Below are 14,684 nucleotides of genomic sequence, written 5' to 3' on the forward strand. Positions count from 1 at the left end.
ATGCCCCATACCCGACCCCGAAAGACCAGAATCTCGGGGAAAAATCAGCGAGGAGATCACGTGAGCGGTCTCTTTGCTGGTCGCAATCGTGACGCCACTTTTTGGCTCCCGCCCACATGGTGGATGCTGTTGCCCAAGCCGAAACAACTAACCTACGATTCAGTAACCTACTGATTCGTAACTGTGAAAGGTGGCCTGTGACCACTCCCAACATTGCCGTCGGCGTACTGTCCGACCGGATTCCGTTCTCCCGCGCCCGTGATATCGCTCTTGTCGCGGGCGGTGCGATCTTTGTCGCTATCGCCTCCCAGATCGTGATCCCTCTCGGATTCACGCCCGTGCCTCTCTCCCTTTCAACCTTTGCGGTCATCCTGACCGGCGCAGCCCTTGGCCCGGTCAAGGCCACTCTGTCGCTTTCGCTGTACATGCTAGCCGGAATGGCGGGGGCACCGATCTTTGCGGAGCAGAGTAGCGGATGGGAGTCGGCTTCCTTCGGCTACATCATCGGCTACATCCTTGCCGCGGCGGCCGCCGGCAAGCTTGCCTCCAAGGGCTTCGACCGCTCTATCGGCAAGACTGCCCTTCTGGTTATTGCCTGCTCGGTCCTGATCTACGCCGTTGGCCTCCCCTGGCTTATGGCATTCACGGGGGCAGATCTTGTTCAGGGACTGGAAATGGGAGTTGTTCCCTTCCTCATTGGTGACGCCATCAAGGGAGCCGCCGCCATGGCACTCCTGCCCGCCACCTGGCACCTGATCGGCAAGAGCAAGTAAGCATCCCCGCTCTTCGCACAGCCCTCGGATATTTGCCGGGGCTGTGTTGTTCCCGAAAGCAATCAGGGGGCACACGAGCCGGGAGGCCCGTCCCGGCAAGCATTCGCACGCCTCACCGCCCTGCCTATCCGGGCAAAGCAAAAGGCCCGAGCGCATTGCTCGGACCTTTCCTGTACCCCGTACCGGATTTGAACCGGTGTTACCGCCGTGAGAGGGCGACGTCCTGGGCCGCTAGACGAACGGGGCCCTAGATAACAACGTATGAAATTATCTGTAGACGGCTTGCGCCATCCGTACCCCGTACCGGATTTGAACCGGTGTTACCGCCGTGAGAGGGCGACGTCCTAGGCCGCTAGACGAACGGGGCCTATAAGTCTCCGAAGAAACTTGCTGGGGTACCAGGACTCGAACCTAGACTAAATGAACCAGAATCACTCGTGCTGCCAATTACACCATACCCCAAGGGTTTGCCCGCAACCTCGGTTGCGCGCAGAACTAAACTCTACCGGCTCCCTATTTTGTTGGCAAAACCGGTGGGGGTGAAGGTGGTCACGGTCCGAGAAGCACCGACAGTTTCGTACCAAAAGCCCTCCGCAGCGCCGCTCCTCCCCCGCCACCGCACAGTCGAATTCGCCCTCGTAGAACTGTCGCATTCGTTCCTATAAGAGTCGACCCGGCTAATAAACGGCCCGGCTCATTTCTGAACCGGGCCGTTTGCTTCAGCTTTATGCTCTTTGTGCGGCGTCACCGTGTGACCTCAGCTAATCGCTGTTACCGCTTCACTTACCCTGCGGAACCCAGCTGCTCGACAAGCCGCTTAAGGCGGGTGATGGATTCATCGCGTCCGAGGATCTCCATGGAGTCGAAGACCGGCAGGGAGACGTTTGTGCCGGTGATGGCGACGAAGAGCGGCGCGAAAGCCAGGCGCGGCTTTATTCCCATGCCGTCAATGACGGCGGTGGACATGGCGTCCTTGATGGACATGGCAGTGAAGTCTGCAAGGACAGACAGGTTCTCGATCGCCGCATTCAGAACCTGGGGCGCCGTCTCACCAAGCTTGTTCAGGGCCTTCTCGTTGTACTCGATTTCAGTGGAATTCTTAAAGAGGAATCCCATCATCGGGCCGGCCTCGGAGAGAACCTGGATGCGGGTCTGGGCAAGCGGTGTAGCGGCGTCAACGATCCGCTTCTCTTCAGCTGTGAGGCCGTCGTAGCTATCTGCGGAGACGGAGCCTCCGAGGAAGGGGACGAGGCGGCGGGCCAGGTCGTCGACGCCGAGGCGACGAATGTGCTCGGCGTTGATGGCGATGGCCTTCTTCTCGTCGAAGCGGGCCGGGTTCGGGTTGACGTCATTGACGTCAAAGGCTTCGATGAGTTCCTCAACGGTGAAGATGTCGTTGTCGGGTGCAATCGCCCATCCCAGCAGTGCCAGGTAGTTGACGAGGCCCTCGGGGATCATGCCGTTGTCGCGGTGCAGGAACAGGTTCGACTGCGGGTCGCGCTTGGAGAGCTTCTTGTTCCCCTCACCCATGACATACGGCAGGTGGCCGAAGGTCGGTACCTGCTTAGCGATACCGAGGTCCACGAGGGCCCGGTAGAGAACAACCTGGCGGGGGGTGGAGGACAGCAGATCCTCGCCGCGGAGCACGTGAGTGATCTCCATGAGAGCATCATCGACCGGGTTGGTGAGCGTGTAGAGGGGCTGTCCGTTGCCGCGGACAATGACGTAGTCGGGGATGGAGCTGGGGCCGAAGGTGATCTCGCCACGAACAGCATCATCAAAGGTGACGTCTTCATCTGGCATGCGAATACGGAGAACGGGTTCGCGGCCCTCGGCACGGAAGGCTGCCTTCTGCTCTTCGGACAGGTCGCGATCAAAGCCGTCGTACCCGAGTTTGGGGTCGCGTCCCGCGGCCCGGTGACGGGCCTCTACTTCTTCGGGCGTGGAGAAGGACTCGTAGGCGTAGCCGCCCGCAACGAGCTTCGCTGCGACATCCGCATAGATGTCCATGCGTTCGGACTGGCGGTAGGGTCCGTGGGGTCCGCCGACCTCGACGCCTTCATCCCAGTCCATGCCGAGCCACGTCATGGCGTCAAGCAGCTGGTGGTAGGACTCCTCCGAATCACGTTGAGCATCGGTGTCTTCGATGCGGAAGACGAAGGTGCCACCGGTGTGGCGAGCATAGGCCCAGTTGAACAGGGCGGTGCGGATGAGCCCGACGTGAGGGGTCCCCGTCGGCGAGGGGCAGAAGCGAACGCGTACATCAGTCATAGGGCAAGACTACCGCGACGAGAGTGCGGACGAATCTCCTGGGGCCGTAGAGTTGACGTATGTTCGACAACATCACACCCGAATCTCTCCGTGCCACCGCCTCCGTTAAGTGGACTACCTACCCCAACACTATTGGCATGTTCATTGCCGAATTGGACTTCGGAGTACCCCCGGTTGTCACCGAAGCGCTCACCAAGCGAGCAACGAACGGCGCCCTTGGCTACCTGACAGGTGCCCTGGCAGATGATCTTCGTGACGCGACAGCCGAGCTTGTGGAGCGGGACTACGGGTGGAGCATTAAACCCGAATCGGTTTACCTATTCCCCGATGTGCTGGCAACAATGCGGGAGACTCTCCGTCATCTCGCCACCGAGGGCCCGGTTGTTGTTCCCACACCCGCCTACATGCCGTTCCTTGGTTTGCCGGGAGAAGAGGGCCGCGAGCTCATCGAGGTACCTTCCACGATCGTGAACGGCCGCTGGGAGCTCGACTACGAGGGAATCGACAGCGCCCTGTCGGGTGGCGGACTGTTTGTTCTGTGCAATCCGTGGAACCCGGTCGGACGCGTTCTGGATCGCGATGAGCTTGAGAAGATCTGCGAGATCGTCGACATGAACAACGCTTACGTGTTCTCCGACGAGATCCACGCACCGCACGTCTTTGACGGCACCCACATCCCCTACGCCACGATTTCAACCACGGCCGCCAACCACACGGTCACGGCAACATCCACCTCGAAGGGCTGGAACACCCCGGGCCTGAAGAACGCTCAGCTGATTGTTGGCGAACCGTTCCAGGAGATCATCAAGGCACCGGCGGGCCTAATCGAACGGCAGATCTCCACCGTCGGTGTGGAATGTGCGATCGCGGTGTACCGCGATGACTCCGAGTGGACCAAGAACGTCAGGGATCAGCTCGACCAGAACCGCAAGACGGTCACCGAACGAATCAACAACATCCCAGGCCTGTCCACCATCCAGTCCGAGGGCACCTATATTGCCTGGATCGACGCTTCCGGGATCGCCGACAAGGTCGACTCCCCAGCCCAGTTCTTCCGTGAGCACGGCGTTGCCCTCACCCCCGGTGAGAGCTGCGGCAAGGGCTACGAGGACTATCTCCGCCTCGTCTACGGCACCACCACCCCAATCCTCAACGAGGCACTCGACCTCATGGCACAGGCAGTTGCCGGCCTCAACAGGTAGACCCGTAGCTGGGTGGGCTGACGAGGAAATAGTCGAGGCATGAGTACCGAAACGGGGAGGGTCGCAGTTGCGATTCCCTTCCCGTTCCAGCATGTTCAGCCGTTGTTTTATCGGCAGTTGGTTCTCTCGGCAATAGCTTCTCTCGGCAGCTGCTCGCCGTTGGCCTCTCGGTCGTGCCTGACGTGCACGGTGTCTTTTAGGCCCGGCTCAGCACGAGCTCCACATTGTCAGCTGGTGCGAAGCTGGTTGGTGAGTTCGCCGATGCCTTCAACTTCGACGGTGACGGTGTCGCCCTCGGACATGATGCCAACGCCCGCGGGGGTGCCAGTCAGGATGACGTCGCCCGGGAGGAGCGAGAAGGCGTGGGAAATGTAGGAAACGAGTTCCTTCACGCCGGTCAGCATGTCGTTGGTGTTGCCATCTTGGCGGAGCTCACCGTTGACGGTGGAACGAATGGCCTTGCCCGCCGGGTCGTAGTCAAGGTCGATGACCGGTCCGAGCGGGCACGAGGTATCGAAGCCCTTGGCGCGAGCCCACTGGGGCTCGGCACGCTGAGCATCACGAGCCGTGACATCGTTCGCTGCCGTGTAGCCGTAGATAACATCATCGACGCGGTCCACCGGAACGTCCTTGCAGGGCCGACCAATAACCACGGCAAGCTCGGCTTCGTAGGAGATTTCCTTCGCCCATGACGGAGCAACGATCGGGTCGCCGGGTCCGATCACCGACGTGTTCGGCTTGAAGAAGAGAACGGGAATTTCGGGGGCGTCCCCTCCCATTTCCTTGATGTGGTCCATGTAGTTCTTGCCCACGCCGATGACCTTGGAGCGGGGAATGATTGGGGACAGCAGGCGGGTGCCCTTGCGGGGCAGGCGCTGGCCGGTGGTATCCAGTCCCTGGAAGATCGGGTCGCCAGCAAGGACGATGTATTCGTCCGTGTCGTGGTCGACGATGGCGTAGCGGGGGCCGGACTCTAGTGAAATTCGAGCGATCTGCATGAGGTAAGCCTAGCGTGGCAAGATGGCTTCGATGCTGATCTTGTCTGTAGAAACCTGGTGGGCCCTGTGTCAAAGGCACGAGGCCCGTGCCCGTGCACGCTCAGCGGCCCATGAGCAGCGCAGGAAGAAGCACGAACGGCACGCGGTTGAGGACTTCCTGTGGGAGTATTATCCGCTCCGCCCCGGCATTCTTGCCCGCTGGAACCCCGGCGCCACCGTTGCCATCCAGCGTCCACCCGACGGTCATCCCGCTCTTCCCGAATATGAAGCAAGGTTGGAGTGGCGCTGGCACCGCGAAGAAGACGGGCACCTGTTCCTCGATCTGGAACAGTTTCGAGACGCTCGTGCGCGCGGCATTCGGTTCGTTCACGATCTTGCCAGAGCAATCCTTGGCCGCACTCCAAAGTTTTCCTGCTTTGGTTGGCACGAATGGTGCATGGTTTATGGCGGGGATAAACGGCACGACATTCCGTTGCGCCTCGGACAGGAAGGAACCGATCAAGCGGTCGAAGCCGCAGCGGTTGCCTGTACTCATTACGATGCATTCCGGTTCTTCACCGATGAGGCAGTCCCCCACAACACGCTCTATCCCACCCGGGAGAAGGCTCTTGAGTTGGAGCAGGGCGGGTGCCTGCACGCGAACATGGATGTTCTCAAATGGTGCCTCCAACTCGGTCCCGCAATCCCCGGCGATCTGCTCCTCGATGCTTACGATTTGGCGCGGGATATTCGGTGGATGGACATGGCGGCGGCAGCCTACGATCTCTCCAATCTGGGTGTTGAACCGATCCGGATCGAAACCCCGCAGGGCAGAAGCCAGTATGCGGCGCTGCAGAAGAACTTTGCCGCCAGGGCAAAGCCGCTCCGCGAGCGCCTTCTTGCCCTCACCTCCCATATCGGGGCCGAGGATTTGCCGCCCGCCGAGCCATGGGCCGTGAAGCCGACGTCGATGGCGCCTGCCTGATTCGTTTTTGATGCATACCAAGGGGCCGGGCTCGAGGGTTGATTCCCCCGGGCCCGGCCCTTGCTTGTTATGTGTACGTGTTGGCCCTTCTACCGCCTGAGCGGTGAAGGTGGTGCCCCGGGCCGGCTCGGCTCACTCAGGTGGCCGTGGCCGAGCCGACCGCGGTGCGGTGTGGCGTTTACTCTTCCTTGCGGCGGTTGGTGCCGAGGATGAGGACGCCTCCTGCGAGGGCCGCCATTCCGCCCACGGCTAGCAGCCATGCGGAGTTGGCGCCCGTGAGGGGCAGCTGCGGTGCCGGCGGCTTGGGAGCCGGCGGCTGTACGGGAACGGTTGCTTGCTTGCCGGTTACGTCAACGGTCACGGAGTCGGACTGTTCGGTTTCCTTGATCCAAGCGGTGTTCGTGTATTCGATGGTCTGGCCGGCGCGCGCTTCGAGTTCGAGGGCGTAGGTGAACTCTGTCGCTATGCCCTCCTCGTTCCACATTGCCGTGCCGATGATGACCGGGTCGGCGGTGGTGCGGGTCTTGTCATCCAGAACCGTGATCTCCATGTTCGTCTCTTCGTCGAGTTCGTAGTCGACGGCGTTGACGACCTGAGCGGTCTTCGTTTCGAGACGGGAGTTCAGGTATTCGATAGCTGCGGTGGTCGAGCCCGTGTAGGAGTCGGGTTCGCCGCCACATGCGTAGTCGACGTAGGCGATTCCGTTGACGCCGTCCGCTGCCGCGGGGACGTGAACCTGGAAGCCCGGGGTGTCGAGGTCGACATCTTCGGTGAGGATCTCACAGGTGAGTCCTTCGAAGCTGACGGTCTGTTCGACGGTCACGTAAGCATCGGTGAACTCGTTACGGTTCTCGATCTTGACGCTGCCGAGCAGTTCGTGGTTCGAGTCTTCGAAACCATCGGGGGTCACGGCGACCACGTAGAGGAGAAGGGCATTGCCTCCGCCGTCAACGGTCGCTTCGGACTTGCTGGCTGACTTGTCGATGTCCCAGAGGTATTCGCGGTCGTAGGAGGCCGCGTTCACCGCATCGAGATTAACGCCAACGCTCAGCTCGGCTTCTGTACAGAGCTCGGTGGAGACGCTGCTTGATGCTTCAGCCAGGGCTACTGCTTCGGCGAGCGGGCTGAGCAGGCTGGTCGGGCTGATGACGTCAACCTCGCCGTCACCATCAGCGCCTGCCATTGCGAAGTCGAGCCACGCAGTGTTTTCGATGACGATACACTGTCCGGCTACTCCCTCGTGGGTGAGGGTGTAGGGGAACTCGATGGGCGTGCCATCTTCGTTCCATTCGGCGTCGCCGAGGACAACCGGGTTGGCCGGGTCGGTCTTGTCATCCATGACGGTGACGGTCTTGTCGGTCTCAACGTCGACAACGAAGTCCACGAGGACAAGGTCGGTGAAGAGCTCGCCCTTCGACGTCACCTGTGCCACGTTCGAGGCCTCGTACCAGGGTTCCTCATCGAAGGAACACTCGTAGGAGAAGACCATTGTCGAATCGGCATCGACCATCGCGTCGCCGTCCGTTACCACGCAGGTGGCGCCGGGAATGTCGGTGACGTCAACGACCGAGACGGGAACCGCATGGTAGAGGTTCGGGTTCGTCACGCTGATTTCTCCGAACATTTCCCATCCGTGATCCGTGAAGCCGTCGGGGATGGCCTGGACGAGGTAGTCGAACTCTGCTGAGCCATCTTCCTCATCGATGGTTAACTCCTCCAGGTCAACCGACTTGGCGATATCCCAGTGGAAGTCGCGGTCGTAGGTTGCGAGAACGGTCTTTTCCACGTCGAGGTCGAGGCTGACGCAGAGCGTCGTGTCGAGGCTCGTTTCGGGGTACTCACCTTCGATGTCGATCCAGGCGGTGTTCGTGTAGTCCACGCACTCGCCAGGGATTCCGGTCATGGTGAGATCGTACGTGAACGGGATAGCAAGGCCATCCGCATTCCAGTCCGCTGTTCCGAGGTTCACGGGAGCAGTCGGGTCGGTCTTGTCATCCATGACATCGACCGACTTGTCGAATTCTCCATCGAGCATGAATTCAACGTCCGCGGTATCCGTGAAATCTCCGATCTCGGTGCTGACAGTTGCCGTGTTGACACCGTCGTACTCGGGCTGCGTGGCAAACACACAGTCGTAGTCGAGGGTGACGGAGCCACTGGCTTCGACCACAACGCCTTCGCCGTCAACGACGGTACAGACAGCATCGTCGGAGACATTCACGCTATCGGTGACGTCGACGGTGATGTCCTCAAAGTCGTTCGGGTTGGTGACGGTGATCGTTCCGGACATGGCCCAGTTCGAATCCGTGTAGCCACCCGGGATTGCTTCCACCGTGTAGTGGAAGGTTCCTTGGCCCGTTGCGGAGTCGACATCGAGTTCGGTCTCGTCGGCCGACTTCTCGATATCCCACTCGTAGGTGCGGTCGTAGGAAGCATCGACGGACTTCTCAACGTCGAGCGGTGCATGCATGCAGACCGTCGTCATCGAGGAGTCTTCGGCTCCAGCGCCCTCAATCCAGGCGTTGTTGGTGTAGTCGACGCAGGTTCCGGCAGTGCCCTCGAGTTCAAGGGTGTAGGTGAAGACACCGGGGGTGCCGTCCTCATTCCAGGTGGCCGTACTAAGCAGGTTCGACTCGCCGGCAACGGTCTGGTCGTCGTAGACGTTCACGACGTCGTTGATCGGGGCCTGGCCCCAGTCATCAACATCGATGTCGGCCGTGCCGGTTGCCGAGATGCTCGGCGTCGAGTAAGTATCAGCCCAGGTCACGGTCGCCGTGTTGACGCCGTCGTAGTCGGGCTGGCTGTCGAACGTACACGAGTACGGCAGGGTCACCTCACCGGACTGCGGAACGACGACACTTGTGCCGCCAGCAACCGTACAGGTTGCCCCGCCGCCGATATCGACCGTGTCTGTCACGGTGGCCGTGACATCCATCCACTCGTTCGGGTTGGTGACGGTGATCTCGCCAGACATCTGCCATCCGGAGTCAGTCCAACCATCGGGTGCCGAACGCGGCGTTGCCACGATCGTGTAGGTCACGCTTGCGAGCCCGGTATCGGGATCGGCAAGGATCTCGGTGGCGTCAGCATCCTTCTCAATGTCCCACAGGTAGGTGCGGTCGAAGGAGTGGATGACGTTCTTGGAGACCTCAAGGTCGGCTCCGGCGCAGGCAACCACGGACTCGGTGTCCTCGGATTCCGTCTGAACGACGGTGCCCGTGTTGTCGTAGGTGATGCACTGGCCAGCTACCGCCGCCAGCTCCTCGCTGTACGTGAAGGTCTTCGGGGACTCGGCTACCGTGGCGGTGCCAAGATCCTTCACCTCCGGGGTACGTCCGGTCATCGTGTCGGTCACGTCAACGGTGTCGTTGGTGACACTGTTCGCGGTGAACGTGAAGTCCTCGGTGTAAACCAGTTCTTCCTCACCCCACGACATTGTCATCGTGTTCTCGTACGTACCCTCAACATCTGTTCCCGAAGGAATGGTGCAGGTGTAGTCGAGCTCAACAATGTCCCCGTTATCGAGAGTGATCTGCAGGCCGTCGGCCGTCGTATCCTCGTCGAGTGATGCTTCGTCATCGAATGAACAGACGGCTCCAGCGATGGAGATCTCCCCGTCGACCGTCGCCTGGATTGGGGCGGCCTCCGTGTTCGGGTTCGTGATTCTGACCGTGCCGGTCAGTGCCTTGTTCGTGTCGATCGGGTCCGAAGCGGTTGCAACAACCTCGTAGTCGGCCGTCACGGTGCCGTCACCGGCAACATCAAACCGGGTCTGATCGGCGGTCTTCTCAATATCCCAGTCGTAGTCGCGATCGTATGATGCATCCACGGTCTCGATAAGAGTCAGATCGCTGCGGTCACAGACGTAGATCTCGAACTCGGCTGTCGGATCATCGTCGCCAAGCACCTCCACCCAAGCGGTGTTGGTGTAGTCAACACATTCGCCCGGGGTTGCATCGAAGGTCACCGAGTACTCGAAAGTCATCGGAGCGTCCGCAACCGTTACGTCACCGAGGTAGACCGGGTTGGGCGGATCGGTCTTGTCGTCGTAGACGCTGACCGTTGTGTTGGGTTCGGAATCTACCATGAAGTCAACGTCAACCGGGGCACTCGAAATGGTCGAGCCATCACCGAGAGTAACGGTCGCCGTGTTCGTGTGACCGGTGTAGTCAGCTTCGGCGAGCGACGTGATGTCACAGTCGTAGCCGACAACCGTTGAACCGGAAGCCGGTACGGAAACCTGAACGCCTGCCACCGAGGAATCAATGTCGGCGGTCGGATCGACCACACAGGTGAGCCCACTGATGGAAGTCGCGTCAGAAACGGTGACAACAACGGGAGCGAAGTTGTTCGGGTTCGTCACGGTGATGTCACCGGACAGGCTCCAGTTACTGTCCGTGTAACCGTCGTAGTCAACGGCCACGATGTAGTCGAATGTTGCGGTGCCATCATCACCAACTACCTGACCCCAGTGGTCGCCCGTCGGGAGGTACTTGTCGATCGCCCAGTGGTGTTCGCGGTCATAAGCGGCGGTCGCCGTCTTCGACACGGTCACATCGGCTTCGCGACATCCGGAGATGGTCTCGGAATCGCTGCCAAGGACAACATCGTCGTCACCGATCATTGTCGCCGTGTTGGTGAAGGGCTGGCAGAGGCCGGCCGTACCGACATTCCAAATCACCTCATAGTCGCGATACTGCTCACCCTGGCCCACGCTGACGTTCCACGGCGCCAGGAAGGTGTAGTGGGAGTCCGTGATCTGAATGGTTTCGTTGACCGGGGTCATATCCCAATCAGCATCGACCACGGTCACAACGTCCGAGGTCGAATCAGAGGGCGTGGAGGCCGCATCACTATCCCAGTTCATGACAGCGGTGTTCGTTCCCGTGTAGTTCGGCTGCTGCGAGAACGAGCAGTTGTACTGGAACGTCCACGTCGTATCGCTCGGGATCGTCGTCTGGAATCCGGCCATGACCGGGTCAGCATCAACGATGGCAGTGTTGCCCTGAACGCCTGTGACGGTGCACTGGGCTCCCGGGCCGAAGTCGGCATTGTCGAGAACGGTGACGGGAATGTCCTGCCAGTCGTTCGGGTTGGTGACAACAATCGTGCCGTTCATCATCCACGAGCTATCGAGGTAACCATTGGGAGTGACGGTCACGCGGTAACCAACCGTGACATCACCGGTGTCCGGGTCTGCCATGTACGGGCCAGCACCAATAGCGGACTTGTCGATCTCCCAGTCGTAGGAGCGCCCGAAGCTCTGAGCGGTGGTCTTGTCGATCGTCAGATCGGCACCGGCACAAATATCCAGGCTTTCCGTATCAAACCACGGGGTTCCGCCAATAACGGCCCGGTTTGAGTACGTCGTACAGGTCCCGGAAGGCGGGGTCACCGTCTCCGAGTAGGTGATCGGACGGACCTTGCCGACTCCGGCAGCACCGTCCTCCCAGACAAGATCCCAGTTACCGACCGATTCGCCATTCAAGGCGTCGTGAACGGTGATGCCCTTGTTGACTTCCGTCACGTCGTACGTGAAGGTCACCGGGTCCTCTGCGGATCCGGTGCCGGCAGAACCGGGATTATTGAACTGATCCTCGGTTTGAGGATAGGTCGCACGATCCCATTCAACCGTTACCGTGTTCGTGTCGGTTGCCGTGGTCGGCTCGGTCGTGAGCGCACAGCTGTAGTCGTAATCGCTGGAGCTACCTGCCGCCACCTCGATTTGAATTCCGGCCGTGGCAGGATCAATGTCGGTGAGCCCCATGATCGTACACTGATTGCCGCTCGCGAGAGTGTCGCTCACCGTTGCAACCATGGGACGGTCGTTCGGGTTAGTGATCGTAATCGCGCCGCTGACCGAACCTGAGGTCATGGTGCGGGCTTCCTGAGTCACGTTCAACGTGTAGTTCAGATCAACAGACGTCCCATCGGGAACATTGTGATCCGACTTGTCAACAGACTTGTCAATATCCCACGTGTGGTCGACCGTGTAACTGCCGGCTGCCGTCTTTGAGACGGTAAGCGGCTCGTACAGCGTGACTTCCTCATTGAGGACGTTACAAGAAATAGCCTGGGTTCGACCGGCAGTGAAACTGAAGCCAGTATCGCCCACATTCGTCACCGGTATCGCAGCCTGCGTCGTGTTATCTCGACAGATAGCGTTCTTACCGTTCTGTTGAAGGAGCTGATAGCCAGGTTTCTGTGTTTCTTGAATCTGGACATTCACGGTATCTTCGGTCGGGTGGATCACGTCAAAGTTGACGGCACCATTCGACGCAGCAGTAATTCCTGATGCTGGGTCGAAAGTAGTACCGGAGGTTGACGACGAAGCTGAGAACTCCCATCCACCGGCCGGAGCAGTAACGCCAGCAGCGTTCTTGACTTCCTTAACGACCGATACGGTTCCACGGCAGTCCTCTTCAGCAAGATTCTTCAGGAAGTCCGTCAGATCGCCGTAGTTTGCAACCGTGTAGTAGTAACCGTCACCAGAAATCGCACGAATATTGTTGGCGTCGATACCGAATCCGACACCGACACCAAGAATCGTCGTGCCAGCGGCTTTGAGGTTATTGGCGGCAGTGATTGCCCGGTTAAGCGGCGAGTTATCGCCGGACCCGTTCGGCCGGTTTGGGTAACCGTCAGTAATAAAGAGTGCAATATCGTAATCGGCGTTTTCCTCACGGACGAGCCGCAGCGGATGCTCCCAGTTAGTCAAGTCACCGGGATAGGGAACGTTGGCGATGGTTGTCCGCACGCCTTCCGCACCGGCCGCAGTCGCAACCTCGCGCTTGGCGGCATTTCGATAGCCATTTGTGGAGAACGAATAGACACCTACCGCTGACGGAGTGCCCTCAAGGGCCGTCACAACAGCACTTGCTGCAAGCCTTGAATTACTCACATCCGAAGAAGACAGTGACCCCGACATATCAAGAACGATCGCTACGTCCACGCCACAGCGGTCCGGAAGCGGAGGGTTCGGGGCCGGATTTACCTGCGGTGCCAGGTCGTTGATATTGAGGGGTATCCCCTCGGAATCAAGCGGTCCAAGCACTTCGCGATCATTCAAAGGCTCGCGGTCCTCCCCCTCGTCCTCCACCGGTGGAGTCCCCGGGTTAATTGGAACACGAGTGTCACGAGCTACCACCGGAGCGGGTTCTTCCACCACGGGCTCCGCGGGCTCTTCAACTTCATCAGCAGGTTCCGGGGCAACCGGTTCTGCTGGTTCGGCAGGTTCGGCCGGCTCCGCTGGTTCTTCTACTGGTTCTTCAACGACGACTTCGTCGTCCATGAGTTCATCGAGGAGACTGACTTCGGCCTCCTCGCCGGTGAGGGGCTCTTCGACGTCCCTCGAGTCGTTCAAACTAATATTCTCAACATCGAGAAGGTCATCGGGAAACCCATCGTCGGCCGACGCCGGGATGTAGCCTCCACCAAAGGTTAGGGACGCGACAAGCATTCCGGACATCATTGCCCCGAATGTTGTTTTCACCGCCTTCTTTTTCATTGCGCGAGTCAACATTTGGTGATCGCGCGGCCTCCTTGTCCCACGCGGTCTGCGCGGGGGACTTTCTTCTGATCGTCTATTCAACACGGGATCTCCCCAAGATTTAGGAGTGTATAAATGATAAAAGTGGGCATGCTTGCGCGCACCCAGCTTTATGAGATGGAGCCAAATGTAAAATGCGCTCCACAACGAACCCCGACACGTACCGATCGTCACGTCAATACGGTGCCGTTGCCAAAACATTACTCAGAATCACGACATCCAGACAGCATCCAGACTAAATGTGATGCACTTCACACCTATTTCGCTAGACATCCAATTGTCACTAAGCTATGCGCTGGGGGATAGGCATAACGGTACCCACAAGCAAACTAGCTGAGACGTTTTGGCCGCAATGTGCGAACAATACGCGAGGTCCTGCCCTGTCGTGCAGGTGTGCCCCGGGCATATGCATAGAGCATCCTCCGGCTTCTTTACGCCCACCAGCAAGCAAAGGGAACATAGTTCGACCGGAATATTCCCGTGGCGGAGCCGGTTTTTGGTCGGTGTTGACTGTGCGGAAACCTACGTCAACCCAGGATTCCCCACCGGATTCTCAGGCGGGTCGCAGGATTCGCTTGGGCGGGGACGGATTGTCTCGTTACGGAAACACACATGTCTCGTTCATTCTGCTACTGCGTCGGCTGGAGGTTAGCAGCAGGGATCCATGCCTGCAGGTGCCACTTACCGGCGTTAGCGCCTGGGAGTATCCTCGACTTAATCGACAGTACCGGTATAGAGATATACGCCGAGGGTTTCGCGGTGACTCCCCGGGTCAAGGACAAGGTTCAAGCCCTCACTGGACGCCCGTGTCATGCCTTGCTTGTCGTAGAAGCCGAAAGAGCAGAAAGAGTCGGTATAAAGGTAGAAGTCAGTCCTGCCAAGGCTGCGCAGGTGTTCCACGTAATCGGAGTAGAGTTGCGTGCCAAC

6 protein-coding genes and 3 tRNA genes are annotated in these 14,684 nt (G+C 59.5%); 3 read left to right on the forward strand and 6 right to left on the reverse strand.

Annotated elements, in window-relative coordinates; translation table 11 throughout:
• Nucleotides 1-197 precede the first annotated feature (197 nt).
• Entirely contained in the window at nt 198-773 is a 576-nt protein-coding gene (locus EJ997_RS05265; RefSeq protein ID WP_228201592.1) for a biotin transporter BioY, read from the forward strand.
• 173 nt (nt 774-946) lie between these two features.
• On the opposite strand, the gene EJ997_RS05270 is transcribed toward EJ997_RS05265, so the two are convergent.
• From EJ997_RS05270 to gltX, 4 genes are all read right to left on the reverse strand, one after another.
• A tRNA-Glu gene (locus EJ997_RS05270) sits at nt 947-1,019 on the reverse strand.
• Nucleotides 1,020-1,067: 48 nt separating this feature from the next.
• A tRNA-Glu gene (locus EJ997_RS05275) sits at nt 1,068-1,140 on the reverse strand.
• Nucleotides 1,141-1,163: 23 nt separating this feature from the next.
• Nucleotides 1,164-1,235: transfer RNA gene (locus EJ997_RS05280), tRNA-Gln, on the reverse strand.
• A gap of 321 nt (nt 1,236-1,556) precedes the next feature.
• Complete coding sequence (gltX, locus tag EJ997_RS05285; RefSeq protein WP_126703648.1) at nt 1,557-3,044, reverse strand: glutamate--tRNA ligase; 1,488 nt, start codon at nt 3,042-3,044, stop codon at nt 1,557-1,559.
• 59 nt (nt 3,045-3,103) lie between these two features.
• Here gltX and EJ997_RS05290 point away from each other — a divergent pair, with 59 nt between their 5' ends.
• Entirely contained in the window at nt 3,104-4,246 is a 1,143-nt protein-coding gene (locus EJ997_RS05290; protein WP_126703649.1) for a MalY/PatB family protein, read from the forward strand.
• Between the two features lie 227 nt (nt 4,247-4,473).
• Here EJ997_RS05290 and EJ997_RS05295 read toward each other — a convergent pair whose 3' ends face one another.
• Nucleotides 4,474-5,244 (reverse strand): fumarylacetoacetate hydrolase family protein, encoded by a 771-nt coding sequence (locus EJ997_RS05295; RefSeq protein ID WP_126703650.1) that lies wholly within the window; start codon nt 5,242-5,244, stop codon nt 4,474-4,476.
• A gap of 22 nt (nt 5,245-5,266) precedes the next feature.
• On the opposite strand from EJ997_RS05295, the gene EJ997_RS05300 reads away from it, so the two are divergent.
• Nucleotides 5,267-6,208 (forward strand): 3-methyladenine DNA glycosylase, encoded by a 942-nt coding sequence (locus EJ997_RS05300; RefSeq protein ID WP_206501831.1) that lies wholly within the window; start codon nt 5,267-5,269, stop codon nt 6,206-6,208.
• Nucleotides 6,209-6,386: 178 nt separating this feature from the next.
• Here EJ997_RS05300 and EJ997_RS05305 read toward each other — a convergent pair whose 3' ends face one another.
• On the reverse strand, nt 6,387-13,715 hold the full coding sequence (locus tag EJ997_RS05305; protein WP_164719813.1) for a vWA domain-containing protein: 7,329 nt from the start codon (nt 13,713-13,715) through the stop codon (nt 6,387-6,389).
• Nucleotides 13,716-14,684 lie beyond the last annotated feature (969 nt).

It is taken from the genome of Flaviflexus ciconiae (genome assembly GCF_003971195.1).
GTDB lineage: Bacteria > Actinomycetota > Actinomycetes > Actinomycetales > Actinomycetaceae > Flaviflexus > Flaviflexus ciconiae.

Coding starts and splice junctions, on each gene's coding strand:
- gltX (WP_126703648.1), bottom strand. CDS start 3,044: ATGACTGATGTACGCGTTCGCTTCTGCCCCTCGCCGACGGGGACCCCT.
- EJ997_RS05300 (WP_206501831.1), top strand. CDS start 5,267: ATGGCTTCGATGCTGATCTTGTCTGTAGAAACCTGGTGGGCCCTGTGT.
- EJ997_RS05305 (WP_164719813.1), bottom strand. CDS start 13,715: ATGAAAAAGAAGGCGGTGAAAACAACATTCGGGGCAATGATGTCCGGA.
- EJ997_RS05295 (WP_126703650.1), bottom strand. CDS start 5,244: ATGCAGATCGCTCGAATTTCACTAGAGTCCGGCCCCCGCTACGCCATC.
- EJ997_RS05290 (WP_126703649.1), top strand. CDS start 3,104: ATGTTCGACAACATCACACCCGAATCTCTCCGTGCCACCGCCTCCGTT.